The following is a 24284-nucleotide window of genomic DNA, read 5'->3' on the forward strand; positions in this document are numbered from 1 at the left end:
GGGGTTGAAAAATGGAAACGGACATTCGAATGCATCTAAAAGTATGTACAGATGACAGCCATATCAAGCAATTTTTAGAAGACGCACAAACTGCTTTTCTTGGATTAGTGGATGAACATATGCCTTATGTTATTCCATTAAATTATGTCTTTAAAGATGGATATTTTTATTTTCATGGAGCGAATGAGGGGAGAAAAATAAATATTATCGAGAACAATCCAAATGCATGCATTACTGTATGCGAATCGTTTGGAACAATGGTAGATCCCATTCCTGCTGAAACGGATACGGCATATATGAGTGTTGTGGCGAATGGTCAAATAGAAATAGTAACAGATTTGAATGAATCAACGGCTGCCATGCAGGCAATGCTTGATAAATATGTACCGAGCTATTACCTTACTCATTTATCGAAAACACATATCGAAAAGTATCAGTCTTCTTTAGGGAGTAAAACATTGGTACTGAAGGTGAAACCTATTGCCATAACAGCCAAAGAAAATAAATTAAATGAACAAATGAAATTTTATCCAGGGAGAATAGTAACGCAAGATATGTCTCGAAAAACTTCTTCTACTGCCATCGATTCATCCAATTAATACACTTAAAAGATGAAATTGAAGCGAAGCGAGGGGAGCCGCTCCTTCCCGTGGAAATGAACGACTTTACTTATTTCGATATACAAAAAGATTTGGAAATATGTTATTTCCGAATCTTTTTTATTTGGTTTTCAAAATAAACTATTCTTATTTATAGATATAGCTATAAGTAAATGCTATAATGCCTGTGAAAAATCATGGGAAATAAGAGGATAGAAAGAGGGGCTATTCGTTTGAACATTTTAGTAGTCGACGATGAAAAAGAAATTGCAGATTTAATTGAGCTTTATTTAAAAAATGAAAATTATAATGTATTTAAATATTATTCAGCTCAAGAGGCATTAGCTTGTATTGAGCGTGAAGGTTTAGATTTAGCTATTTTAGATATTATGATGCCAGAGATTGATGGCTTTACCATTTTGCAAAAAATACGTGAAACCTATAATTTCCCTGTGATTATGCTAACGGCGAAGGAAGAAGAAATTGATAAAATAAATGGCTTTTCTTTAGGAGCAGATGATTATATTACGAAGCCTTTTCGACCATTAGAGCTGGTCGCTCGCGTTAAAGCACAGTTGCGAAGATTTACGTTATACAATCAAAGTTCCAAGCCACATGAGGATACAATTGATTTTGCAGGTTTAATGATTAACAAAAATACAAGACAAGTCTTGTTAAATGAAAGACAATTATCCCTTACACCTACAGAGTTTTCTATATTGTGGTATTTAAGCTCGAATAGAGGGAAGGTTATTAGCTCAGAAGAGTTATTTCAGGAAATTTGGGGAGAGAAGTATTTCCATAGTAATAATACGGTTATGGTTCATATACGGCATTTGCGCGAGAAAATGAGAGATTCTGTAGAGAACCCAAAATTTATTAAAACGGTTTGGGGAGTGGGGTATACCATTGAAAAATGAGTTTGGAAGACTGAAGAGGAAAATGATTTTACAAATTATCTTTATTCTTGTCGTGGCCATTTTATTTGGTCTTATTATCAACTTCGCCCTCATCGATGGTGTTTTGCAAGCGCCTTTTGCTAATGCTTTTATGTCCTTCTGTGAAAATGTTTTACAATTAGATTATTATGCAGCCCGACAAGCTTATTTTGTATTATTCCAACAAAATAAACCCCTTTGGCTAACGATTGGATTCATTTTATTACTTCTAGTTATTTTTTATATGGCCCTATCTCGTTTTACTCGCTATTTTCATCAAATTAGTTCTAGTATTTCCATGCTTTCTGACGAGTCAGAACAGGAGATCCGTCTTCCCGCAGAGCTAGATTTTTTAGAGAAAAAATTAAATGATGTAAAAAATAAATTAGAAAAACGAGCGAGGGATGCGCAAGAGGCGGAGCAACGGAAGAATGACCTCGTTGTTTATTTAGCACACGATATTAAAACTCCTTTGACTTCGATGATTGGCTACTTAAGCCTTTTAGACGAGGCTAAGGACATGCCTATAGAGCAAAAAGAAAAATATGTAACGATTACGCTCGAAAAATCTTATCGGCTTGAGCATTTAATTAACGAGTTTTTTGAAATCACTCGATTTAATTTACAATCCATTATTTTAGAGAAAGAATCAATACCTTTAAACTATATGTTGATGCAAGTCGCCGATGAATTTTATCCATTGTTAGCACCTAGAGGCCAAAAGGCAATCGTCCATATAGATGGAGAGATTACGATATATGCAGATGGAAATAAATTAGCAAGAGTATTTAATAATATTTTAAAAAATGCAATGGCCTATAGTGATCCAAACAGTACAATTGAAATTAGTGCTAAAAACGAAGATAACGAGACATTTATTTCGTTTTCGAATACAGGAAAGACGATTCCTCCAGAAAAATTAAAGATGATATTTGAAAAGTTTTATCGTTTAGATAATGCAAGATCCACACAAACTGGTGGTGCGGGACTAGGATTAGCTATTTCAAATGAAATTGTACAAGCCCATGGAGGAACCATTACAGCTACTTCAAGTAACGAAAAAACTATATTTACTGTCATGCTTCCGAGTAATTCTTAAGAAACCTTAAGAATTCACTAATAGTTAATTAAAATAAAGCTCCTCTTTTTATGTTTGAATAAAGACATAATGAGAAGGAGTTGTTTTTATATGTTCAAGAGAAAAGGAATTTTTACTATACTATTCATGTTCGTCATGCTGTTTGTTTATTTTATATGGGCTAAAGAAACACCTGTAAGCTTACAAGTCAACACACAATCATTCGACACGCCAACAAAGAGCGGCGATATGATGAATGTTAATTTATATAGCTCAAATGCTATTTTAGTGAATTTGGATGACAATAAAGTTTTGATAGATAAAAATAGCGAGGAAGTTATTTACCCTGCGTCATTAACAAAAATGATGACGGTTTTAGTTGCTATCGAGCAGATTCCTAATTTACAGGAAGAAATTGTTTTAGGGAACAATATATTTAATAATTTATACGAAGCGAATGCATCACTTGCTGGTTTTCTCCCAAATGAAAAGCTAACGCTAGAGGATTTATTATATGGTTCTATGCTGCCATCAGGGGCAGAGGCTTCCATCGGTTTAGCTGAATATATTGCTGGTTCGGAAAGAAAATTTGTAAATCTAATGAATGAAAAGGCCCAACAGTTAGGCATGAAAAATACTCATTTTATGAATACTACTGGATTGCATCATTCAGATCATTATACGACTGTTAAAGATATGTCTTTACTGTTGCAATATGCATTAACAAATGATGAGTTTCGTCAAGTTTATACAGCCGAAAGATATTCTATCAAACCTACAAATCGTCATCCAGAGGGGATAACTTTTACAAATAAAATGTTTCAAAATATGACAACAAGAGCATTACCAGGCGGAGAAATTTTAGGTGGAAAAACAGGTTATACTGACGACGCGGGTTTATGCTTAGCAAGTTTAGCTACAATAAATGGACAAGAATACATCCTAGTAACAGTGGGAGCGGAAGGAAATTCCCGAACAGAACAATATAATATAACAGATGCATTTTCCGTGTATAGTCAATTATAAATTAGTGTAGAAGATTAACCTTTAGAGAATCGTCATAAATCAACCAATGCTGAATTAATAGAAAATTACTAATTGTTTTATTTTCATCCTTCAAAAAATGCTTTATAGTAAATGTATTCAAACATGTTTGCTACTAAGGAGGATACAATGGGGAGATTAGTGCATTTTGAAATTCATGTAAGTGACATGGAGAGAGCAAAGAATTTCTATGGGAACGTTTTTGGTTGGTCATTTCAAGATTGGAGTGACTACGCAGGGATGCCCTATTTTGGGGCAGTAACAGGTGGTGAGGATGAGCATGGCATTGATGGCGCTTTAATGCAACGTCAAGGTCCTCCTCCGGAGCCAAACCAAGCTATGAATGGATTCGCCTGTACGATGGGTGTAGAAAGTTATGATGTAACAGAAGCAAGTATTCTTGAAAATGGTGGTCAAGTAGCCATGCCCAAGTATGCATTACCCGGTATGGCATGGCAGGGATACTATATGGATACGGAAGGGAATGTATTTGGTATTCATCAGCCAGATAAAAATGCAAAATAAGCAAACTGATGTAGCATTTGCCTAGTAAGTAGGGAAAAGTGCTTGAAGGGTCATAAAAACTCAGAGCAAACCGACTTCATCAAAACTAACCCCCTATGCAAACAACTAGTAAGACTTATGTTCTTTTACGGACATAGGTCTTTTTTTAATTGGTGGTAACGCATCGTCAGAAGGGATGAAAGTGGTTAAATTTTCAAATTAATAATGTTTTATTTTGGTAAATTTGGTATCTTTAATAAAGGAGTTTGAATTGCTACATAGTGATCAAGGAGTAAATGGAATGAAAAGAAGAAAACGAATGTTATTATCAGTGGCATCCCTCTTGTTATTAAGTTCTTGTAATAGTGAGATGAAGGAGGTCACGAAGGATGAGAAAAAGTATATATCGTCTATTCAAAAAAAGGAAACGTATGAAATTCAACAACCTGCTAAATTTAATATTGCTAGAGGCTCCATTATTAAGAATATGAATAATGCATTAAATATGAATGAAATAGAAAGAGGTTTAATGGAATTATCAGTCAATCATTTTTCCACAGAGAAGTTCTATATGCAGGAAGGTCAATATTTAAGTGGTAAAACAATTAGCCAATGGCTAAGTAGAAAAACCAATGAAGATGTGGGTTTAAACCCCGCTATCGAACATCAAACCGATAATGTATTAGAGGATGAAAAGAGGTATCCCTTAATCCTTTCTCATGTATTGGAACAAGATTTTATTAATAAAGAAACTAATAAAATAGAGGGAATGTCAATCGCCATATCGTTAAATGAATATTATGATATACGAGTAACTGATGATGAAGGTTTAATTTACACTGGGCAAGTGAAGGTAGACCAAAATAATGATGAAATTAATGATGTCAAAATCTTTGGTAAAAAAGTAGCTGAAAAGATAGTTAAAGATATTAGGGGAAATGTAAAAATACCGAATGTTCCTATTTACCTTACGTTATTTCAGGAATCGAATATAAATGATATTATTCCAGGGGTATTTTTAGCAGAAACGTTTATTCCTCATGGGGAAGCTACCATTACAAAATGGGCTGAAATAGATAAGAAATTTTATATATTCCCTTCGGAAGCGTTATATACTTTAGACCAGAATATGTATACAAAACTATTGCTTTTCAAAGAGGATATTCAGAAAGGATTTAAACATTTAAACCTAAAAATATTTGGCAAGCTACAATATGAAAAAGGCAAATTAACAGATATTCAAATAGAGGTGAACGCTCCACTTATAAATGAACCAGAGCTGATTGGTCTATTACAGCTCATAAGTACCAATTTAAATAGGATATTAATCGATTATATTCCCATTACAGTTCGGATCATTGATCAGCAACAAGATGTAGGAATTGTCCTTTGGGACTCTCTTGAAAAACAAATTTTTGCAAAGCCTATTTAACTTCTCGACATCGTAAATGTTTATTTTAGGCTAGCTGTTAATAAAGAGGTCAAACTTTTCATGGATGATAATACCTATATTATCCTTTATAGTAAGTGTTTAAAAGTACAGGTGCCCATATAACTGAGGCACCTCTTTTTTTATGGCAAATGGCATTGCAATCTTTAAAATGAATGGGTATGATGAAAATGATAATCATTTTCATTTAAAAGGAGTGAAGTATCCATGAAAAGACATCTCATTATTGGTATGCATCTAGCTGTGCATGACAAGGATGGTGAGAAAGGTGCATTGATTGATGAGCATATTGCATTTGCGAAGCGTGCGGAGGCGGCCAAATTAGATTTTTTATTTAAGGCAGATTATTTAATGGCTCATCCAGAATTAATGGCTAAAACAAAAGGTACAGTTGGGTTAGACCCTAGCTTTTTATTGGCAACAGTGGCCAGAGAAACGAAGCAAATAGGATTAGTAACGACCATTTCTACATCCTTTACACCACCCTATTTGATTGCCCGTCAATTACAATCCTTGAATTGGATTAGTGGTGGGCGTGTAGGGTGGAATATTGTGACTTCCATTGATGGTGCCTATAATTTTAGTAACGAGCCTATGCCTTCCTCAGAGGAGCGCTATGCTAAAGCGGCTGAATGTACTAAGATTGTGAAGCAGCTATGGCATAGTCATCCATATGAAATGTTAGAAACAGATGGTGATATAGAGAAAATAAAAGAACTTATGAAGCCTATCAATCATGAGGGAGAGTTTTTCCATATAAAGGGGCCGTTAAATATACCGATGCATCCGGCAGGAGAAATTCCCTTATTTCAAGCAGGAGCATCAGACGTAGGGCGACAATTTGCAGCAGCCGTATCGAATGCCATTTTTGCGGCGACACCAGCTATGGAGGTTGGTATTGAAATGCGCAATGATTTACGGAAACGTGCTGTTAACGTGGGACGTACAGCAGATGATATACGGTTATTACCAGGACTCTATTTCTTTATTGGAGATACATATGAAGAAGCATTAGACATGTACCATCAAGCACACGCACATTTAACCCTGGAGCGTCGTTACAATGCTTTAGAGTCAGTCATTGGTTTGAATGTTCGGCATATGGCACTTCATGATCCTGTAACAGTGGATATGTTACCACCTGAGAATCAGAAAGTACGCAGTCGAACACATGCTAAACTTGTTCGTCGTTACATCATGGAAAATGAACCATCTGTTGAGGGATTGCTTGCTCGTCCAGAAGTAATTGGATCTGCACATCTTGTAGCAATCGGCACATCACATGATATTGTCGATCAAATCGTTACTTTTTATCAGAAGGGGGCATTGGATGGCTTTATTGCTGTTCCAGGTGGTCCTGCGAAATCTTTGGATTTATTCTTTAGCGATGTTATCCCTATGTTAGTAGAGCGTGGGTTATTCCGAGCTGAATATGAAGGTAGTACATTAAGTTCCCATTTAGGCTTAAACGTGCAATTATCTAATAAATAAACGAAAAAGGGCAAACAAATCGTTTTGCCCTTTTCGCTAGAAGCTCATCCGAATATTAATAGGATAAAGATAGGGTGATTCGGGTTGTTCAATTGCTACCCAATTATCAATATGGATGACAGGTAAGCTTGCCCCCTCATAAGTTGTTTGACCAATTGTGCCGACTACTTCGAGCCATGTATCTTCTGAGAGCGTAGGTGCCTCAGAGAATTCTGTTAGAAAGCCTACGATATTGCTTAGGGGTGATACCCGTAAATTTCTTAAAAACTTTAATAAAATAGCTTTGGTCTGTGAAATTAAGTAAAGAGCCAATATCTAAAATTGGATAGTTTGTAAATGTTAAAAGCTTTTTCGCCTCATCGATTCTTTGTTGCTGAATATATTCAGTAAAGGAAATCCCAACTTCCTTTTTAAATAAAGAAGAAAGATAATTAGGGCTTAAATGGCAAATAGCTGAAAGCTGATCGAGAGTTATATCCCCATATAATTGATTTTCAATAAAATGGACACAAGTAGTAATGGGTGCTGAAAATTTCCTTGTACTAGCTTGTGCCACTCGGCTAGTATAGTCGTAAATAGCTTCCTCCATTAACGAAAGAATGTCGATTAAATTATTTTGATCCTCTAGTTTTTGAATATAAAAATCACTTAATGTAAAGGCTGTTTCTTCGTTTAACCCACCTTCAATCGCTGCACGACAAATTAGGGCAATCCCCGTAATCATCAAATATTGTACACTTTTTAAATTATTGCGTTTTGAAAGTACTCCTAGTTCCGCTTGTTCAACAATGGAATAATTCAAGACTTCTGTTAATTTCTCCATACGCCCATTTTTCACATTGTCTAACAATATTTTTTCGTAGTAAAGATTTGTATGAACGATATCATTTCTTCTGGCATACGAAAGCTCAAGCGCTGTATGTCCCTCATGACGAATGAGGGGCTTTAGCTCTTGATTATAATGAATAACCGCTGTTTTATTTAATTTTCGCTGATAGATGGAATAATAAACAAATAAACTAATAGCTAAGTATTCCTGATAATGAAGAGTAGGAATAGGCTCATGCTCATAATCAGTGATTTCCTCCATTTGTGGTGAAAGAGAGGGTCCGACAATTAAGGCTCCCAAATATTGTTCGTTTATCGTGAGGTTGATAAAGAAAAAATTAACATTAGCGATCGTGAAAAAAATCGGGTAGTCGGTTGAAGACGTATGGTAAGGATATGTTTTCAATTGTTCCTTTATAGAACAATAGGATGAATGATTGAGACATTCCGCTGATGCATATTCAAAAATTATTTCTCCCGATGCATGAATATAAGAAACAGGAAGATGATGTATTTCATAAATTAATTGACTTATGTATTGAAGGTCGATAGTGGATATTTTCACGTTCTACACACCTCAGTCCTTAATGGTGCTATCAAAATGAAAGCAGTTTCAATTTTTATGAATAGACAATGGGAAAGTACTATTTTGTGTAAAATAATACAATAAAAAAGGGGAAAGTAGCAATAAAATAGACCATGTATTCAACATACTAGGGAGGAATGGAAGATGGAACTTTTAAATAAAATTGCAGTTGTAACGGGTGCAGGGAGCGGTATTGGAAGAGCAAGCAGTTTAAAGCTTGCTAGCAACGGTGCAAAAGTCGTGATTGTTGATTTCAACAAGGAAACGGGAGAAGAGACATTAAACTTGATGAAAGAGCAAGGCGGAGAAGGAATCTTCGTTCAGGCCGATGTTTCGAACAGTGAAGATGTAGAGAAATATGTGAATGCTGCTGTTGAAACATATGGTCGTATTGATGTGTTTTTCAATAATGCAGGCGTGATTCAGAAAATCTCCCCATTAACAGAGATTACTGATCATGAATATGATCGTATTATGGCAATCAACGTAAAAGGTGTTTTTCTTGGCTTAAAACATGTGATTAAAGTTATGGAAGGACAAGGTAGCGGCTCGATTATAAATACGGCTTCAACAGCGGGCGTTCGTAGCGAGCATAGTATGGCCATTTATTCTGCAAGTAAGCATGCGGTTGTAGGTTTAACGAAATCTGCTTCATTAGAATATGTGAAAAAAGGTATTCGTATCAATGCGATTTGTCCTGGCGGAGTAGAAACAGCGTTAACAAACAGTGTCACTGCTATGTTTGAAACAGGTGGCTATATTCCAGAGGAAATTCCAAATATGAGAATGGGACGCTACGCTAAACCAGAAGAGTTAGCAGAAATGGTTGTTTTCCTAGCTTCAGACAAAGCAAGCTATATGACAGGCTCTATCGTAGTGGTTGATGGCGGCTTAACATTGTAAAATGAAGAAATCCAGTGCACGACTAGCCACTGGATTTTTTCATGTTTGATTGGGGCTATAAAGTGAATTTTTTTAGCTCATTCATTAATGTATCCGTCATTTTTTGAAGATCGACGATTTTTGTATTTATTTTCTGGAAGGATACTAGTTGTTCCTGCGTGGATGCTGAAATTTCCTCTGTACCCGCCGCTGTTTCTTCTGTAATCGCAGAGATATTTTCAATCGTCCCATTCACTTGCTGGCTCATTTCATTTGTTTGCATCATTTCCTTAGTAAGATGCTGTAAATCTTGATGGATATCAGTGATATGATTAGTAATGGCTGCAAATGAATGTTCCGTTTCTAGCATTGATTGTGCTTGCTCATTTGAAAGCTCATGCCCTCTTTCAGCCGTAACTAGAATGTGGTCGATACCATCTTTAATATGAGTCACCATCGAAGAAATTAAATTTGTGGCATTTTCAGTTTCCGAAGAAAGCTTTTTAACCTCATCGGCTACAACGGCAAATCCTTTTCCTGCTTCGCCAGCACGGGCTGCTTCAATAGCCGCATTTAAAGCTAATAAATTTGTTTGACTGGCAATGGTATGAACAGCATTAGCTGCTCCTTCAATTTCTGTTGTAAATTGTGAAAATTGAGTAACTGCATTCTTTATTGCTAGTGAAGCGCCTTGAATATCTTTTGCAATGGTAGATTGTTTTTCCAATGTATATTGCCCATTTTGAACGGCATCCAATGCCTGTTTACCATGTATAGCTGATTGCTCCGTTGTGTGAGCAACGGATTTAAATTGATCCGACATATTATTCATGAGCATCGCGACCGATTGTATATCTTCTGACATCGTGTAACTACCCTTTGCTAATTCGTCAGTAGATCCGGCTACTTGATTGCTACCTTCGTTAATATTTTGCATATGGCTTGTTACATCCTGTGTAAATAAACTAACATCCTTGCCTATTTGATCAATGGACAACACGGTGCTCCTTAAATTCGTCATCATTTGTGAAAAACTTTCCGTCAATCGATCAATCTCATAACGGCTATTTGATTGATAGGAAAGGGTGGAGGTATCTATTGTAAGGTCCCCAGTAGCTGCGCTCTGTGCACATTCTACAATTTGGTTGATAGGTTTGGTAATTCTTTTAGCAGCTACATAGGAATAAATAATCGTTGCTAAGATTAATAGGATACTGCCTATGATAGCTGTTGTAATAATAAAACCAATTTTTTGCTTTGTTACTTGTATCATCTCTTGATACCATTCATTTGTTTCTTTTTTTAACAAATACATATCATTTAAAATGCCTTTAATTCGAAGAGATTGCTTTTTAATTTCTGAACGATTGTCATCTTGGAAACCCGATTTTGTAGCTTTTTCAAGCTCTGTAAATTTATTCGATATTTTATTGATTAATTTTTGATGTTCAGGAATTTTTGTCAGAGATGCTAATGCACCTAAATTGACTTTTGTTTCTTGTAATATAGCAAGCGCTTCGTTTTTATTGGCTTCACTATCTAAATAGGTGTAGTTGTTTAATGATTGGCTAGCAACTACGAAGCTTTGTTCAAGCTCTTTCACTGAGAGTAATAGTGCGGTATCGTCTTGTGCTGTTGTTTGAATGGAAAATGTTTGAACAATAATAAAACCAATCATCCCCATTGCCAGCAAGATGGGGATCAACGTGTTCATAAATAATTTCTTTCGTAGTGTCACTGGCTATCCCTCTTTTCTGCAGAAACTTTTATCGAGCCTGCAACAATCGCTTCACGGGCTTTTTCAATAGCGACTTGTTGCTCAGACGTTAATGTAATCACACGGATATCAGCTAGTCCAACACCTTGCTCGGCTAGCCCTAGAGCCAAGGATTTTTCAGTTAATTTACCTTCGTCCACCAATGTTTTTGCGAGTTGAAAAACAGCATGGTCAACATTCTTTAACATAGAAGTGACGACTGTTTTTTCAGCAATATAAAATTGATCGATATCAACCCCAGCTGCATAAATTCCCATCTCTTCAGCTTTTTTAATCGCCCCAAAGCCTGTAAAACCAGCAGCGTGGTAAATAAAATCAACTTGATGTTGAATATATTTATCAGCGATTGCCGCACCAGCCTGTGTATCATCAAAGGTTCCTGCATAGTCACTCATAATTTCAATATTTGGGTTTACATAGTGAGCTCCTTCTATAAAACCATTTTCAAAGTGATGGATAACAGGAGCATCTGCCCCCCCAATAAAGCCGATTTTTCCTGTTTTGCTTGTCATAGCAGCCACCATACCAACTAAGAAGCTTCCTTCCTGCTCCTTAAAGGTAATAGAAATAATGTTGTTCACATCTGACTGTCCATCAATCAATACAAACTGTTGCTCCGGGAATTGCTTCGCAGTCTTTTCTAGTGCCTCTTGTACAGAGAAACCGAGACCAATGATAATATCATATTTTTCTTCTACAAGCTCCTGTAGTTTTTCCTCATAATTTCCATCTGGTGCCTCTTTATAATCAAATAAAATACCAAGCTCATCCCGCGCCTTTTCAAGTCCTTTAAAAGCAGAATCGTTGAATGATTCATCTCCAAGTCCAGCATCCGATAGTAAAACGCCTATCTTATAGTCTTCCTTTGATGTTTCTGTCTGAGCCGATGAACAACCTGCTATTAATAGAGCAATCAAAAGACAAGCCACCATTAATTTCTTCAAAATGTGTACTACCTCCTGTTGTTTCCTAGTTATAAAGTATATATCGGCAAAAATTTAATATTTTTAGTCTGATGTCAGACGACGAATAAAATAAATTTCTGTAGAATCTATAAGAATATATATCCAAATCTATATACATAATAAGTTAATAATCTAAAGCTTGATGACTAATCAAGTAATAAATTTATTAAAGTTTCCCACTTTCCCACGTATGTACAATAACAAAAAAGCCCAACGCAATTTGTTAAATAGACTATACTAATAAGAGGATATTAGATTTGTTAATTAGATGTTGAAAATATCGTAAAGTATGTATTCAATAAATGGAGCGTATGGTTGTTTTTTGTGGAGTGCGCAGCTCACAGCGGGAGGCGTAATGAGGTCTTTGAAGCCCTTATCAGAGTTCAAATGTTACTCTCCTCCAACAAGAAAAAGCAAAACGAGCGGAAAAGACAATTTACCTTACAATTACAGTTATAGCAAATTTCTATGACGACCTTTATCGGAATGAAGAAGTGTAAAATGACATGATGGAAAAGCTGATGAAACAACTGTTTACAGAGAGACACTCACGTTACAAAAATTTTTTTACATCATGTAAATAAGGATTAACCCTCTATCAGAAATATACTTAAATTAAAGGAACCACGAAAAAAAGTAGACACACTCACAAAGGACAAGTGCAGCAAGGATTAGAAGCAACCCCCAATATTCGAAATACATTCTTAATTCAATTGTTATTTAACAAAGGATTGCATATTGGAGAAGCTCTCGCTCTTTTCATGGAGGGTTTCATTTTTGATCATGGCAAGGGACATCGAATTCGTTTAGTGGATCGAAGGGAATTAGAAAATGGTGCAATATTAAAGACTGCTGAACGAGAAATGTATGTTTCGCCTCCATTTTCTAAATAAAATAATTGATTAAGATTAGGCTTGAAGAGCTTTTTGTAATGATTTTTTCATTGCTTCTACAAAGTTCTGACGTGTCTCTTCAGATAATTCTAATAAGGAAAGATAGGGATTTAGATCTTCTAATTCGACTAATAAAAGCTCCCCTTGTTCGCTTCGACAGGCATCAACTCGTTGAATCCCCCAGTCAAGATTATTCCAGTCGATAAAACGTTTAGCAAAAGCTAAATCTTCTTCTGTAGCTACATACTCTTTCAATTCCCATCTTTTATCTTTATCTGGTGCATAAAGGGCGTATTGAAGTTCTTTATCGATAAAATAAAATGAGACTTCATATTCAAAATTGATAAATGGTTGTACTAATGTATTTTTCGATTCTGAATTAACTTTTTCACTCAATTCATCTTTTGTAACAAAATCCATCCCGATAGAATCTGCTCCATCTTTCGGCTTTAAGATATACGTGTCTACATCAGGGAGTTTATTTAAGGAATCAAGAGTATCAATCGTTGGAATAACAGGAAAATGAGCATTTGTTAGTTCTATTAAATATTCTTTTCCGTTTATGTCAGCCTTTCCATTAAACGAATTATATGTGTTTAAATGTCTAGAAACAATTCGGTTACGGAATGCTTCATATTTGTCTTTAAAATTTGCAACTGGACCTGCATTTCGGAAAACAATTAAATCAACATCATTTTCAAATGATTCAATATCTTCAGGATGACAGATGACCAAACTAAAGGTTTCTCTAAGTTTAGAGGTTAGAAATAAATCCTCTTCATAATAGTTTCTTCCTTTTGCTTCATAATATAAATCTGTTACAAATAATAATGTCTTCATTACGCCTTCACCTGCTTTTCTTAAATTTTTATTGTGAAAATATTCTCTAAAAAAAAAATCCCGTCTCAGTAAGAGACGAGATTGAAACTCGCGGTACCACTCTTGTTTAATAAAGTGTTTGAATAACACTTTACTACCCTTTACAAACGTACTATCATACGTTGTCCCTTGTAACGGAGGAAACCGATAAAGCCTACTAAACATTCGACTTTACTTCTCAGAGATGATTTTCGGTTATTATCTGAACACTGGTTTTCAGCAAAACACCAGCTCTCTTTGGAACAGAAACAATAACGTACTCTTTCTCTTCATAGAATTTTATATAAAGTAAATTAATTTTTTATGATTATATATTAGACAGAAAATAAAATCAATGGAATTTTAAAATTAGGTCTTGATATATTGTGCGTAGGGCTTTTATCTAAATTTTAAACAGCTCCAAATAATTTTAATAAATTAATAATAATAATGCCGATAACACCAAAGTCTGAATCACCAAATGTTGTTCCTTCGTAGCCGATGTCTCCCATAAAAATCAGAAGTATCGCAGGAATAAAGCTAATCAATAAACCGTTGGCAAAGGCACCTGACATGGCACCAACTCTGCCTCCTGTAGCATTACCAAACACACCTGCTGCAGCGCCAGTGAAGAAGTGGGGAACTAGCCCTGGAACAATCACTTTCAGTCCGATGAAAGGTAGTATAAACATTGAAACAAGTCCAGCTAAAAAACTAAATAAGAAACCGATGATAACAGCATTTGGGGCGAAGGGGAAAATAGTTGGGCAATCGAGTGCAGGCTTTGTATTTGGTACAAGTTTATCAGCAATGCCTTTAAAGGCTGGAATAATTTCAGCAATTAACATCCGTACACCAGCTAAAATGATATAAACACCAGCTGCAAATGTAATCGCTTGCATAATGGCGAAAATAATGAAGTTAGATCCATCAGATAGTTGAGCCTCAATATAGGAAGGCCCTGCGAAAAACGCTACAATGATAAAGAATACACTCATAGTTAAAGAGATGGCGACAGAGGTATCTCGTAAAAAGCCAAGTGACTTAGGTACCTGTATATCCTCTGTTGATTTTGCTTTATTGCCAAAGAGCTTTCCGATTTTAGCTGATACATAGTAACCAACACTACCAAAGTGACCGACAGCAAAATCATCATTGCCTGTTATTTGGCGGACAGTTGGTTGCAAAATAGCAGGGAATACTACCATACAAAGCCCCAGTATAATAGAGCCGACGATGATAAGAGGTGTCCCACTCATTCCACCAACAGATAAAGAAGCAGCGATTAAGCAAGCCATGAATAATGTATGATGCCCAGTTAAAAAGATATATTTTAATGGCGTAAATCGCGCAAGTAATAAGTTGAAAATCATCCCAAATACCATAATGAGTGCAGTTGCTGTTCCGAAATTAGTTTGGGCAGCTGCTACGATAGCTTCGTTGTTAGGAATAACTCCCTGAACTTGAAAAGCATGGTCGAACATTTTACTAAAATGATCTAACGAGCCAATTAAGACTGTTGCTCCTGCCCCAAGAATCACGAAGCCCATAATTGTTTTTAAAGTACCAGAAAGAACAGTGGAGCTTGATTTCTTTTGAATTAGTAAACCAACAAATGCGAATAGGCCGACTAATATAGCTGGTGTTCCTAAAATGTCATGCATGATAACATCTAACATACCAACACCTCATCCTATCCAATTTTTTTTTGCTTAAAGCCAAGGTTCCAGCTTTTCCTTAATTTCCGATATATTCATCATATTGACGATACTCACGATGATTGCGTTGTCTTTCGCTAATTCATTCACAATATCGGCCGCACCTAAATAAATATCAGCTTTCTCCGCCTTTGCGGATGCTAAATCCGTATGGGTCACCTCAGCCTCTTTGCCCATAGCCTCTAATGCCTTCTTTACATTTAATTCTAAAATAAAGCTACTTCCTAATCCGCTACCGCACACGACTAATATTTTCATCCTGCTGACTCCTTTGTCGTAAATTGTTTAATTTTCTCACTTATGTCTTCCTCATGCTGACAAGCAATTAGGCTATCAACCTGATTCGGATGTTGTAGCACTAAGGTTAGATCAGCCAATGCCTGTAGATGTGAAGTATTGTCCATAGCAGCTAAAACAAAAATTAAAAAGACAGGCTGATTAGGGCTGAAAAAAACAGGCTGCTGTAAACATAGCAAACTTACTGCTAGAGCATAGACACCGTCTGATGGTCGTGCATGTGGAAGAGCGACTTTCGGTGTAATAACGACATAAGGACCATATTGCTCAATGGATTGAATCATTGCCTCGATATACCGCTGTTCAATTTTGTTTTGACGGACTAATGGGGTGGCAGCTAAACGAATAGCTTCTTGCCAGGACGGAACAACGTTTGCAATTTGGATACAATCCTTTGTCAGCAATTTGGTTAGCAAATACTTTCCTCCTTTCTAATAAATATATCCCCATTGCATTTTATTACGGCTATCTGTGGAATTATGTCAGAACTGAAGACATTTTTAATCGCTGTGCTACTTTGTAAATCGACATTTTGACAAACTCATCAATGGCATTATCTAAACGAGTTTTAGGATATATAAATTGAATCTTACTCTGAAGCGTCACATCCTGTAAATCCTTTTCATTAGTAGACCTGATTTTAACTATTCTTCAATTAAGGCATCAGAAACGAAGGCTAAGTTCTTTAAGAAGGTCAGCCTTTTTTTATTGTACTCACAGAATCCAATTCGATGGTATAAGTAGAAGGCTGAAAAGGGTCCATCCACTTTTCGATAAAGTGATTCGTGGAGCTAGAAGAAGTATGCAATAAAAGCTTATTTTTAAGAACATCCTCTTTGGTGATGCTCTTTTAGAAGCAAGTTCATGTGTTGGACTGAATGCCAAAACAAGGGAATCCTCTCCGATTGTCTCGTATTGAAGGGCAGTATTTTCCTGTTTAGTTTCCATAATGAGCCCAAAATCTATTTCCTGAAGCGCCCCTTTATTTTCAATTTCAGGAGCTGTTTTTACCTCTAACGAAATACGAATCTCTGGATAAGCCAGTGAAACTTGATGAATTAAATCTGGCATAAAAATATATGCAGATAATCCGCTTGCTCCTAGTCGTAGGGAGCCAATATGGCCAGCTATTAGGTTTTCAATATAGCGAAGCGAAACATGCAGGAGCAGCAAAAGCATAGGTTGATTTATCAGATGAAGGGCAAAAGCTTGTAGCAGATGCTTACTTATTACGAGGAAACAAAGAGATACCATTTATTATCCGCAAGCTATTTAAGTGAAGATCAACGTGGGAAAACAACATTTGTAATGGATATATAATAAGACTATCTTAAATTCACGACATTTTAAAACAATGAGAAGGATATATGGTCCTCATTGCTAGAAATGGAGCGAATTTTTTCTTGCAAAAAAGAGATGATAAAAAGTAGTCCATATTTGTTCTAACTTTGATAATTTCGCTTACACTGACTATAGGACGAACTTTGTTTGATATGAGGGGGAATTGATATAGCTAAAAAAATCGGCATTGTTGCGCTACTATTTTTCGGTGTTTACGTGCTTTGTATGTACTGGTATATATTCCACAGTGGAGGGGGTAAAATTCCAAGTGCCTTACAGGGAACTGCTGCTGATCCAGTGATGTTTATGTCTGGTAAGGAACTATTATTAAGTGGTGAATACTCAAAAATACGGAACTTTTTATTTTTTGTAGCTACTCCCTTGGAATGGCTTGTTTACTTCATGATATTACTGTTTGGTGTCTCACGTTATTTTGAGAAAGTGAGCACATCCCAAACAAAGTGGAAGCTTTTGCAAAATGCAACCTACTTATTTTTATTGTCATTACTAGTCTATGTCGTTTTATTCCCACTGGACTATTATCGTTATTATCTCAGTAAAAGCTATGGCATCAGCACGCAAGCATTTGGATCTTGGATGAAGGATGGTGTCATTGATTTTTGGGTGAACTTTGGAATGACCTTGATCATAGTGACAGTGCTCTATTGGCTCATTAAAAAGAGTGAAAAAAGATGGTGGCTCTATGCATGGCTATTAACCATCCCCTTTTCAATTTTTGTGATGTTTATTCAGCCAGTTGTGATCGACCCTTTGTACAATGATTTTTATCCGTTAAAAAATAAAGAGCTGGAAAGCAAAATACTTTCACTTGCTACCCAGGCTCATATCCCGGCAGAGCATGTTTACGAGGTGAATATGGCTGAGAAGACGAATGCCCTAAATGCTTATGTGACAGGGATCGGTAGCAATTCAAGAATTGTTCTTTGGGATACTACATTAAACAGATTGACGGATAATGAAATTTTGTTTATTATGGCGCATGAAATGGGGCATTATGTTGAAAAACATATTTATTTTGGCATTGTAGGCTATCTTTTACTCTCTTTAGTTGGTTTATGGCTAACCGCCAAAATTATGCGACGCTTAGCTTCACGATATGGACAGGTATTCAACATTAATAAAATTAGTAATATTAGCTCCTACCCATTATTTTTACTAATTACTTCCATATTATTATTTGCTTCCAATCCCGTGTCTAATTACGTATCCAGATACCAGGAATCGAGAGCAGATCAATATGCGATTAACTTGATGAATGATCGGGAAGCGGCGGTAACGGCATTTCAAAAGCTAACCATTTCAGGCTTAAGCGAGGTCAATCCACCGCTTTTGGTGAAATGGTTCCGTTATACACATCCTCCAATGCTGGAGCGTATTGATAAGGTCGCTGATAATGGCGAACAGAAACAAGAGGGTCCTTTAAAGGAAGAACAGAAGAAAAAGTAAGTAAATAGGTTTTCTCAGTAAGTAAGTTGGGTAGTCTATGGAAAAGATGTATCAAAATTTGGTCGTTTATAGGGGACATCATCATGCGTAATGTGATTATTATTACACTTTCTTCCGTTTTAGTAGCCTTTGCTTATAATTTTTTGTTAATTCCTCATGAAATTTTAAGTGGGGGATTAAGCGGTATTGCTATTATGCTTGGGATTATAACGCCGTTGAATACCGGGGTATTAAACTTACTATTGAACTTACCTCTGCTCATTTTAGGTGTGATGAAGCTTGGGAAACGATTTATTAGCTATACAATTCTATCGGTGGCTGTTTTATCAGTAAGTTTATATATTATTCCGATTTACAAGGCCACACAAGAGCCAATTCTTGCTTCCTTATTTGGTGGGGTCATCGTAGGTGTTGCAATGGGGTTGATTTTCCGAGCAGCAGGCTCCTCTGGAGGCTTTGATATTATTGCTATGCTACTAAGCCGTAAACGTGATTTTCCGCTTGGTACTTTAATTGCTGCTATGAATGGTATCGTAGTGGCAGCTTCCGGCTTTGTCTTTAGCTGGGATGCAGCGCTATTAACGCTTGTTTCCATTTATGCTACCGGAAAAGTAGTGGACACGATTCATACAAGCCATATTAAATTAACCCTTATGATTATTACGAATAAAGGCGAAGAGGTCAAACAGCAGTTATTAGAAAAGCTTCATCGAGGGGTAACGATTATCGATGCGAAAGGAGCCTATTCTGGCGAAGGCCGTAAAGTGTTAATTACGGTTATTACACGCTATCAACTGGCTGATGTAAAAAGTACGATTAAGGAAACCGATCCTAAGTCGTTTGTGAATATTTTGCAAACAACCGAGGTGATGGGGATGTTTGATCGTGGTACAAGTAAATAACGCTATTCTCAACACATGATTTCGATTATACTAATTATAATCGAACGTGTGTTTTTTTATTTTAGAGGTAACTAGTTGATCTTGGAAGGGGAATGGAAATGGAAAAGGAAACGATTCATGCAAATTGTCTTCAGCTGCAAGGAACAACGTATGACTATAAGGAAGAATGGCAAGCAGATCGCTATCATATAGGCGGGAAGATGTATGCCATGATTGGAGGAAATACCACAGGTAGGCCAGTGCTAACGTTAAAATGTGAGCCTGCGCGAGCAGAGGAATTAAGAGAAGCCTATGCCAGCATTATACCTGGCTACTATATGAATAAAACGCATTGGAACTCCATTTATATGGATGCTGAAGATGTCCCGATGGATTTGGTAGAGAATCTTATTAAGCATTCGTATGAACTTGTTTTTAGTAAATTAACGAAAACAGCACAGCAGGAAATCTACCTATTGGAAGCAAAAGAATAACAAGACTCCTATGAGTAAGGGATAGCGCATCTACCTTGATTATTGGTAAATGCGCTTATTTTATAATCAATTATAACCACGCTCACCATAAGGATTTAGTGTGTCGAGCCATTTTTGCTCTAGCTTTTCAAGCTCTTTTTTAGCATCGAAATAACCCTCTTCCTTCTTCTTTAAATACTCAACGATTTTCACCTCGAAGGCATCTTGACCAAATGAATTGTAGTCCGCCTGAAGCTCCTTATTCGTATGTGTATTAGTTTTGAGCATAAATTGAAAACCATTTAACCGTTTCAAATTATTAAAGCTACCGACAAATACTTTATCTGTTTGTGTATTCGTCATTGTAAAAACACCCGCTTCAATTTTCATGTCCTTATACATTTCTTTTAGTTCTTTTTTATGATCCATTTTCATGACCTGCCTTCTTATTTTTTTACCCAGTAAGCACTACCGTCTGCTTGGCGGTCCAGAAAACCGTATTCAATTAAGTAACGGCGTATATGAACATAGTCTTCATACATGGGTTTGATGATTTCATTCAATTCTTTTTCCGTATATTGTTTTTCTTTGTCAAAAAGCATTGAGATGGCACGAAGTACTATAATTTTTTGTTTTTCACGCTTAGGAAAACGAACTAGCTCCTTACCAACACCATGTGGAAATAATTTCGCTAATACTTGTTGTTCTTCTGAGAGAGTGACATTATAGCGATCGTCAACCATTGTAGCTGTTTTATGAATAGACACAAACGTATCCTCCTTTCGATCTTGTTCCTTCAGTAATTCCATCATGACTAATAACGTCTTGGCTTGGCGTTCTTTTTCCTTTAACGCAAAACGGTGATGACGAATAGTCGTGGCACTGCCAATTTCTAATTCTTTTTTTATATCCTGATCTGATTTACCTTCATAAAATAAGCGTAAAATATGACTTTGATGCTCAGTTAAGCCGGTCATTTTTTTATTGAGTCCATTTAAGTAATGAAATACAGACTGGTGTGTAATTGTAATATGGTGCTGCATCATTTTTTCGGCTTCATACAGTAAGCCATCGTACGGGTAAATAATTCCTTTTTCTATTTCTTCTCCACATAGTAGACAAGTGAAATGTGTCTCATCGTCGATATAACCCTTTTTTAGATTATCGATAGGGGCTTGCCAAAATAGTTCATTTACATCCATTAGGAATCCTCCGTTAAAAACAAACGATTTTTATATTTGTTTGCTTATTTATTATTAAAATAACAAATTGTTTGTTATAAAGCAATAAAAAACACATCGTTTTCTAAACGATGTGTAAAAACGTTGGCAACTATTTATTTATATTTTCTTTTAAACAAAAGGAGGGAGGCAATTGCTAGGATGAGTATTGTACCAACGATAATGAGGATGCTCGTTGAGGCATGAAGGGTATTACCATGAAGCTCATAGACAATACCATAATTAATTTTATAGTCATTCACATAGGAGACCGGTGTACCTTCAAAGACATTGGTAATGGAGCTTTCCATAAATGTGTTTCGTAAGAGTAATGTAGTATGACTAACCGGAAAATACATAATTAAATTTTGTGCAAAGCTTGGTAGTGCACCGAGTGGGACATAGACTCCGCATAAAAATCCGAGTAATGTACCGACAATAGTTCCTAATGTTGAAAAGGCATTTTGTGTCGATACAAATAACGAAAGAAAAAGATTCAAGACACTCGCGAGTAAGACAGATAATAAGATAATGCCAAGTACCTGAACAAAATGCGCTAGGCTTAAAAGCTTACCACCTGTTGCTACTATAAAAATTTCACAGCCAATTAGTGCGATAAAGGAAAAAATACTGCCAATTATTAATGCATTGAGTACATAGCTCATTTGTATTGTGGCGCGGGAAAGAGGGGCAGTTAAAAAATCGGCCATTGCCTTTGATTCCTGATCCTTTATGGCAATACCATATGCACCAAGTGTTGTTGAAACGGCAATCATCGATAGTAACCCTGCTACAACCCATTCGTTCACCATGGTAATCACTTCAGGTGTGGCTTCCGTGATTCGTTCAATGGCATCTACTTGCATTTTTTGGAGGAATACGGCGTAAAGCACAATGACGATAATCACCGATAGTAGAGAGAAGAACACTTGTGTTTTATCTCGCCTAAATACTTTGTTATTTCGTTGTACTAAGCTCATTAAGGCTTCCATTATGCAACATCCCCCTCTGCCATAATATGAAGAAAGACATCGTCCATCGTTCCTTTAATCACTTCAAAGGAGGCGATGAGTGGCTCCGCTTTCTTTAAAAGGGAGAGAGCTTGTAGGGTGGACTCCAAACGGATTGTATAGATCTCCTGTTTCTCGGTATAGGAAATGGCGTGTTCTTCCAGCCATTTAACACCGTCTATTGGATTATTGAAAACAACGGCCATAGAGTCATAGGCATACTTTGTTTTCAACGCATCAGGCGTACCTTGTGCGACAATTTTTCCTGCCTTTAATACAAGGACCTGATGGGCGACTGCCGCTTCCTCCATATAATGGGTTGTTAAAAACACAGTCATATTCGTTTCGAGTTGGAGCTGCTTGATGGCCTGCCAAACTAATTGTCGTGTTTGTGGATCTAAGCCAGTTGTAGGTTCATCTAGAAATAATATAGTTGGACGATGAATAAGTGCACGTGCAATGTCTGCTCGTCTTTTTTGACCGCCTGATAATGTTCCATATTTTTGCTTTTCTATATCCTCTAAATGCAAATAGGAGGAAACAAATTGATAGTTTTCAGCAAGCTGTGTTTTTGACAATCCATAGGTTCTGCCTCGGTGTAGAATGTTTTCCTGCACAGTTAAACGATCATCTAATAAGCTTTGTTGGAACACAACACCAATGGATTTACGGATATCTGCGTTATGATTGCTGACATCTAGTGTAAAGTTATTAATAGTGACATTGCCGCTGGATTTTTTTAATAAAGTACAAAGGATTTCAATTGTTGTCGATTTGCCAGCACCGTTTGCTCCTAAAAAAGCAAAGAGGGTACCTCGTTCAACTGTGAATGAAATGTCGTTAACCGCATGGTGGTCACCATATTGTTTACATAAATTCTCAACTTTTACCGCGAAGGTCATCTAGATTATTCCTTTCTCTTTCGGATTTCTCGATTTATTTTTTCAATATCATTTAATTGAAGGATATAAAGAATACACCAAACGATGATGTAAATAACGGCTTCAGAAAGCAGCACATATTTCACACCAGAATGCATAAACCAACCACCAAAATAGCCAGCAATTAAAACACAGATTGTCACAGCGATTAAATGCAAGAGTAGCTGCGCCATAAAAGGAATGGATTCAATCTCAAAAATACCAGATATAAGTCCGATGGCAATGCCAAGTATGGCTGCAATTACAGTTTGCTCCAGTAATTCTGTGCCTGACACCATCGCATTATTTGATAGGACGCTAAATGTCACTAAGACATAAGAAGAGCTAAGGGATATGAGTAGTCCGATAATCATCATGCTTACATATTTCATGCTATAGATCCCTCCCAATACCTAAGTGTCGCTTCAATTCTTTTATATATTTACGACTAACATGAATGGTTACATCATTTTCAAGCAGTAATTGTGTTGTACCGATTTTGCCCATTTGAATAGAGGAGATTTTATGGATATTGACAAGTGTAGATTTACTTACTCGTACAAAGTCCTTTGAAAGCTGTGCCTCTAGTTCATATAATTTTCGTTTAGACTCAAACTCTTGCTCATTCGTTTGTAAAAATACTTTGGCATCCTCTGCATAGATGGAATAAATATCAGTAATTTTTAGTAGATGAATTTCTTGTTGAAAGTACCCATCTAGCATAGTAGTTTGGGACGCTTGTAATTGCTGCATGAGTCTTTCAATTTGTTCGTTGTATTCTTTCGCATGTATATGAACCTCTGTTTCTTCAAGTTCATGGTGAATCGTTAAATGAATTTTCATAGGAGACCTCCTTTACTTTCCCCATCAAGGAGAAAACGCTGAATCAGGTAATAATAATGTAGCATAGAAAATTTTAGCAAAGGTAAATTATTGGATAAGAGGTTCAATTTTATCGATAAGAGGTTATTTTTGAACGATAGCAAACCATACAAAAGTCGCTTCAATAGAAAAAAAGGTTAAGAAACGTCATAATATTGTTATCTAGTTGTAAGGGGTTGCTA

27 protein-coding genes, 1 pseudogene and 1 other annotated feature are annotated in these 24284 nt (G+C 36.3%); of the genes and pseudogenes, 12 read left to right on the forward strand and 16 right to left on the reverse strand.

The features are described from left to right. The first annotated feature begins 11 nt into the window (after positions 1-11). The 7 genes from ACE1MS_RS06400 (at position 12) to ACE1MS_RS06430 (ending at position 7104) form a co-directional block, all read left to right on the forward strand. Positions 12-599, forward strand: coding sequence for a pyridoxamine 5'-phosphate oxidase family protein (locus ACE1MS_RS06400; RefSeq protein ID WP_036165920.1), 588 nt, complete (start codon positions 12-14; stop codon positions 597-599). Between the two features lie 227 nt (positions 600-826). Continuing rightward, the gene (gene vanR / locus ACE1MS_RS06405; RefSeq protein WP_200991328.1) at positions 827-1519 is read left to right on the forward strand and encodes a VanR-ABDEGLN family response regulator transcription factor; all 693 of its coding nucleotides are present in this window, start codon (positions 827-829) and stop codon (positions 1517-1519) included. A 22-nt stretch (positions 1520-1541) separates the two neighbouring features. After that, complete coding sequence (locus ACE1MS_RS06410; RefSeq protein WP_051800228.1) at positions 1542-2636, forward strand: sensor histidine kinase; 1095 nt, start codon at positions 1542-1544, stop codon at positions 2634-2636. 90 nt (positions 2637-2726) lie between these two features. After that, the gene (locus ACE1MS_RS06415; protein ID WP_031417922.1) at positions 2727-3641 is read left to right on the forward strand and encodes a D-alanyl-D-alanine carboxypeptidase family protein; all 915 of its coding nucleotides are present in this window, start codon (positions 2727-2729) and stop codon (positions 3639-3641) included. Positions 3642-3788: 147 nt separating this feature from the next. Then, positions 3789-4184: a VOC family protein gene (locus tag ACE1MS_RS06420; RefSeq protein WP_036161101.1), complete on the forward strand. Its 396-nt coding sequence runs from the start codon at positions 3789-3791 to the stop codon at positions 4182-4184. Between the two features lie 280 nt (positions 4185-4464). Continuing rightward, positions 4465-5595 carry a CamS family sex pheromone protein gene (locus ACE1MS_RS06425; RefSeq protein WP_036215160.1) on the forward strand — a complete coding sequence of 377 codons (1131 nt, stop codon included), beginning with the start codon at positions 4465-4467 and terminating at the stop codon, positions 5593-5595. 225 nt (positions 5596-5820) lie between these two features. Further along, a complete protein-coding gene (locus tag ACE1MS_RS06430) occupies positions 5821-7104 on the forward strand; it encodes an NtaA/DmoA family FMN-dependent monooxygenase (RefSeq protein ID WP_447402774.1) in 1284 nt (427 codons plus the stop codon). Between the two features lie 36 nt (positions 7105-7140). Here ACE1MS_RS06430 and ACE1MS_RS06435 read toward each other — a convergent pair whose 3' ends face one another. Next, positions 7141-7416 carry a TIGR03943 family putative permease subunit gene (locus ACE1MS_RS06435; protein ID WP_447402775.1) on the reverse strand — a complete coding sequence of 92 codons (276 nt, stop codon included), beginning with the start codon at positions 7414-7416 and terminating at the stop codon, positions 7141-7143. After that, the gene (locus tag ACE1MS_RS06440; RefSeq protein ID WP_036161107.1) at positions 7307-8497 is read right to left on the reverse strand and encodes a helix-turn-helix domain-containing protein; all 1191 of its coding nucleotides are present in this window, start codon (positions 8495-8497) and stop codon (positions 7307-7309) included. The genes ACE1MS_RS06435 and ACE1MS_RS06440 overlap by 110 nt, the downstream gene beginning before the upstream one ends. 165 nt (positions 8498-8662) lie before the next feature. Here ACE1MS_RS06440 and ACE1MS_RS06445 point away from each other — a divergent pair, with 165 nt between their 5' ends. Beyond that, entirely contained in the window at positions 8663-9421 is a 759-nt protein-coding gene (locus tag ACE1MS_RS06445) for an SDR family NAD(P)-dependent oxidoreductase (RefSeq protein WP_012293557.1), read from the forward strand. Positions 9422-9476: 55 nt separating this feature from the next. Here the strand turns inward: ACE1MS_RS06445 and ACE1MS_RS06450 are convergent, their stop codons facing one another. Both ACE1MS_RS06450 and ACE1MS_RS06455 read right to left on the reverse strand, forming a co-directional pair. Further along, a complete protein-coding gene (locus ACE1MS_RS06450; protein ID WP_289449264.1) occupies positions 9477-11138 on the reverse strand; it encodes a methyl-accepting chemotaxis protein in 1662 nt (553 codons plus the stop codon). Further along, a complete protein-coding gene (locus ACE1MS_RS06455) occupies positions 11135-12121 on the reverse strand; it encodes a BMP family lipoprotein (RefSeq protein ID WP_036215168.1) in 987 nt (328 codons plus the stop codon). The genes ACE1MS_RS06450 and ACE1MS_RS06455 overlap by 4 nt, the downstream gene beginning before the upstream one ends. A gap of 455 nt (positions 12122-12576) precedes the next feature. Here ACE1MS_RS06455 and ACE1MS_RS06460 point away from each other — a divergent pair. After that, positions 12577-13017, forward strand: a pseudogene (locus ACE1MS_RS06460) (tyrosine-type recombinase/integrase); the annotation flags it as partial. 33 nt (positions 13018-13050) lie between these two features. On the opposite strand, the gene ACE1MS_RS06465 reads toward ACE1MS_RS06460, so the two are convergent. From ACE1MS_RS06465 to ACE1MS_RS06490, 6 genes are all read right to left on the reverse strand, one after another. Then, complete coding sequence (locus ACE1MS_RS06465) at positions 13051-13875, reverse strand: hypothetical protein (protein ID WP_012293561.1); 825 nt, start codon at positions 13873-13875, stop codon at positions 13051-13053. Positions 13876-13943: 68 nt separating this feature from the next. Further along, positions 13944-14196: a binding site (T-box leader), on the reverse strand. Between the two features lie 107 nt (positions 14197-14303). After that, positions 14304-15572 carry a PTS ascorbate transporter subunit IIC gene (locus tag ACE1MS_RS06470; RefSeq protein WP_012293562.1) on the reverse strand — a complete coding sequence of 423 codons (1269 nt, stop codon included), beginning with the start codon at positions 15570-15572 and terminating at the stop codon, positions 14304-14306. A gap of 33 nt (positions 15573-15605) precedes the next feature. Beyond that, on the reverse strand, positions 15606-15869 hold the full coding sequence (locus ACE1MS_RS06475) for a PTS sugar transporter subunit IIB (RefSeq protein ID WP_008174366.1): 264 nt from the start codon (positions 15867-15869) through the stop codon (positions 15606-15608). After that, complete coding sequence (locus tag ACE1MS_RS06480; protein WP_036161116.1) at positions 15866-16324, reverse strand: PTS sugar transporter subunit IIA; 459 nt, start codon at positions 16322-16324, stop codon at positions 15866-15868. The genes ACE1MS_RS06475 and ACE1MS_RS06480 overlap by 4 nt, the downstream gene beginning before the upstream one ends. 61 nt (positions 16325-16385) lie before the next feature. Beyond that, the gene (locus tag ACE1MS_RS06485; RefSeq protein WP_447402776.1) at positions 16386-16514 is read right to left on the reverse strand and encodes a hypothetical protein; all 129 of its coding nucleotides are present in this window, start codon (positions 16512-16514) and stop codon (positions 16386-16388) included. Positions 16515-16622: 108 nt separating this feature from the next. Continuing rightward, complete coding sequence (locus ACE1MS_RS06490; RefSeq protein WP_447402777.1) at positions 16623-17087, reverse strand: LysR substrate-binding domain-containing protein; 465 nt, start codon at positions 17085-17087, stop codon at positions 16623-16625. Positions 17088-17417: 330 nt separating this feature from the next. Between ACE1MS_RS06490 and ACE1MS_RS06495 the strand changes: the two genes are divergently transcribed. From ACE1MS_RS06495 to ACE1MS_RS06505, 3 genes are all read left to right on the forward strand, one after another. Then, positions 17418-18716, forward strand: coding sequence for a M48 family metallopeptidase (locus tag ACE1MS_RS06495; RefSeq protein WP_036161119.1), 1299 nt, complete (start codon positions 17418-17420; stop codon positions 18714-18716). Positions 18717-18799: 83 nt separating this feature from the next. Continuing rightward, on the forward strand, positions 18800-19618 hold the full coding sequence (locus tag ACE1MS_RS06500; RefSeq protein WP_012293567.1) for a YitT family protein: 819 nt from the start codon (positions 18800-18802) through the stop codon (positions 19616-19618). A 98-nt stretch (positions 19619-19716) separates the two neighbouring features. After that, positions 19717-20091 carry an MmcQ/YjbR family DNA-binding protein gene (locus ACE1MS_RS06505; RefSeq protein WP_031417935.1) on the forward strand — a complete coding sequence of 125 codons (375 nt, stop codon included), beginning with the start codon at positions 19717-19719 and terminating at the stop codon, positions 20089-20091. A 66-nt stretch (positions 20092-20157) separates the two neighbouring features. Here ACE1MS_RS06505 and ACE1MS_RS06510 read toward each other — a convergent pair whose 3' ends face one another. The 6 genes from ACE1MS_RS06510 to ACE1MS_RS06535 all read right to left on the reverse strand — a co-directional run bounded on the left by ACE1MS_RS06510 (position 20158) and on the right by ACE1MS_RS06535 (position 24063). Further along, on the reverse strand, positions 20158-20499 hold the full coding sequence (locus ACE1MS_RS06510) for a GIY-YIG nuclease family protein (protein ID WP_036162625.1): 342 nt from the start codon (positions 20497-20499) through the stop codon (positions 20158-20160). A gap of 17 nt (positions 20500-20516) precedes the next feature. Continuing rightward, positions 20517-21272, reverse strand: a complete 756-nt coding sequence (locus tag ACE1MS_RS06515; RefSeq protein WP_031417937.1) for a DUF2087 domain-containing protein — start codon at positions 21270-21272, stop codon at positions 20517-20519. Between the two features lie 134 nt (positions 21273-21406). Next, a complete protein-coding gene (locus tag ACE1MS_RS06520) occupies positions 21407-22282 on the reverse strand; it encodes an ABC transporter permease (RefSeq protein ID WP_197150403.1) in 876 nt (291 codons plus the stop codon). Continuing rightward, on the reverse strand, positions 22282-23202 hold the full coding sequence (locus ACE1MS_RS06525) for an ABC transporter ATP-binding protein (protein WP_036165936.1): 921 nt from the start codon (positions 23200-23202) through the stop codon (positions 22282-22284). The genes ACE1MS_RS06520 and ACE1MS_RS06525 overlap by 1 nt, the downstream gene beginning before the upstream one ends. A gap of 5 nt (positions 23203-23207) precedes the next feature. Then, complete coding sequence (locus tag ACE1MS_RS06530) at positions 23208-23612, reverse strand: DUF3021 domain-containing protein (RefSeq protein ID WP_099806156.1); 405 nt, start codon at positions 23610-23612, stop codon at positions 23208-23210. Position 23613: 1 nt separating this feature from the next. After that, positions 23614-24063, reverse strand: coding sequence for a LytTR family DNA-binding domain-containing protein (locus ACE1MS_RS06535; RefSeq protein ID WP_031417941.1), 450 nt, complete (start codon positions 24061-24063; stop codon positions 23614-23616). Positions 24064-24284 lie beyond the last annotated feature (221 nt).

The sequence above is a fragment of the Lysinibacillus sp. fkY74-1 genome, from assembly GCF_053165895.1.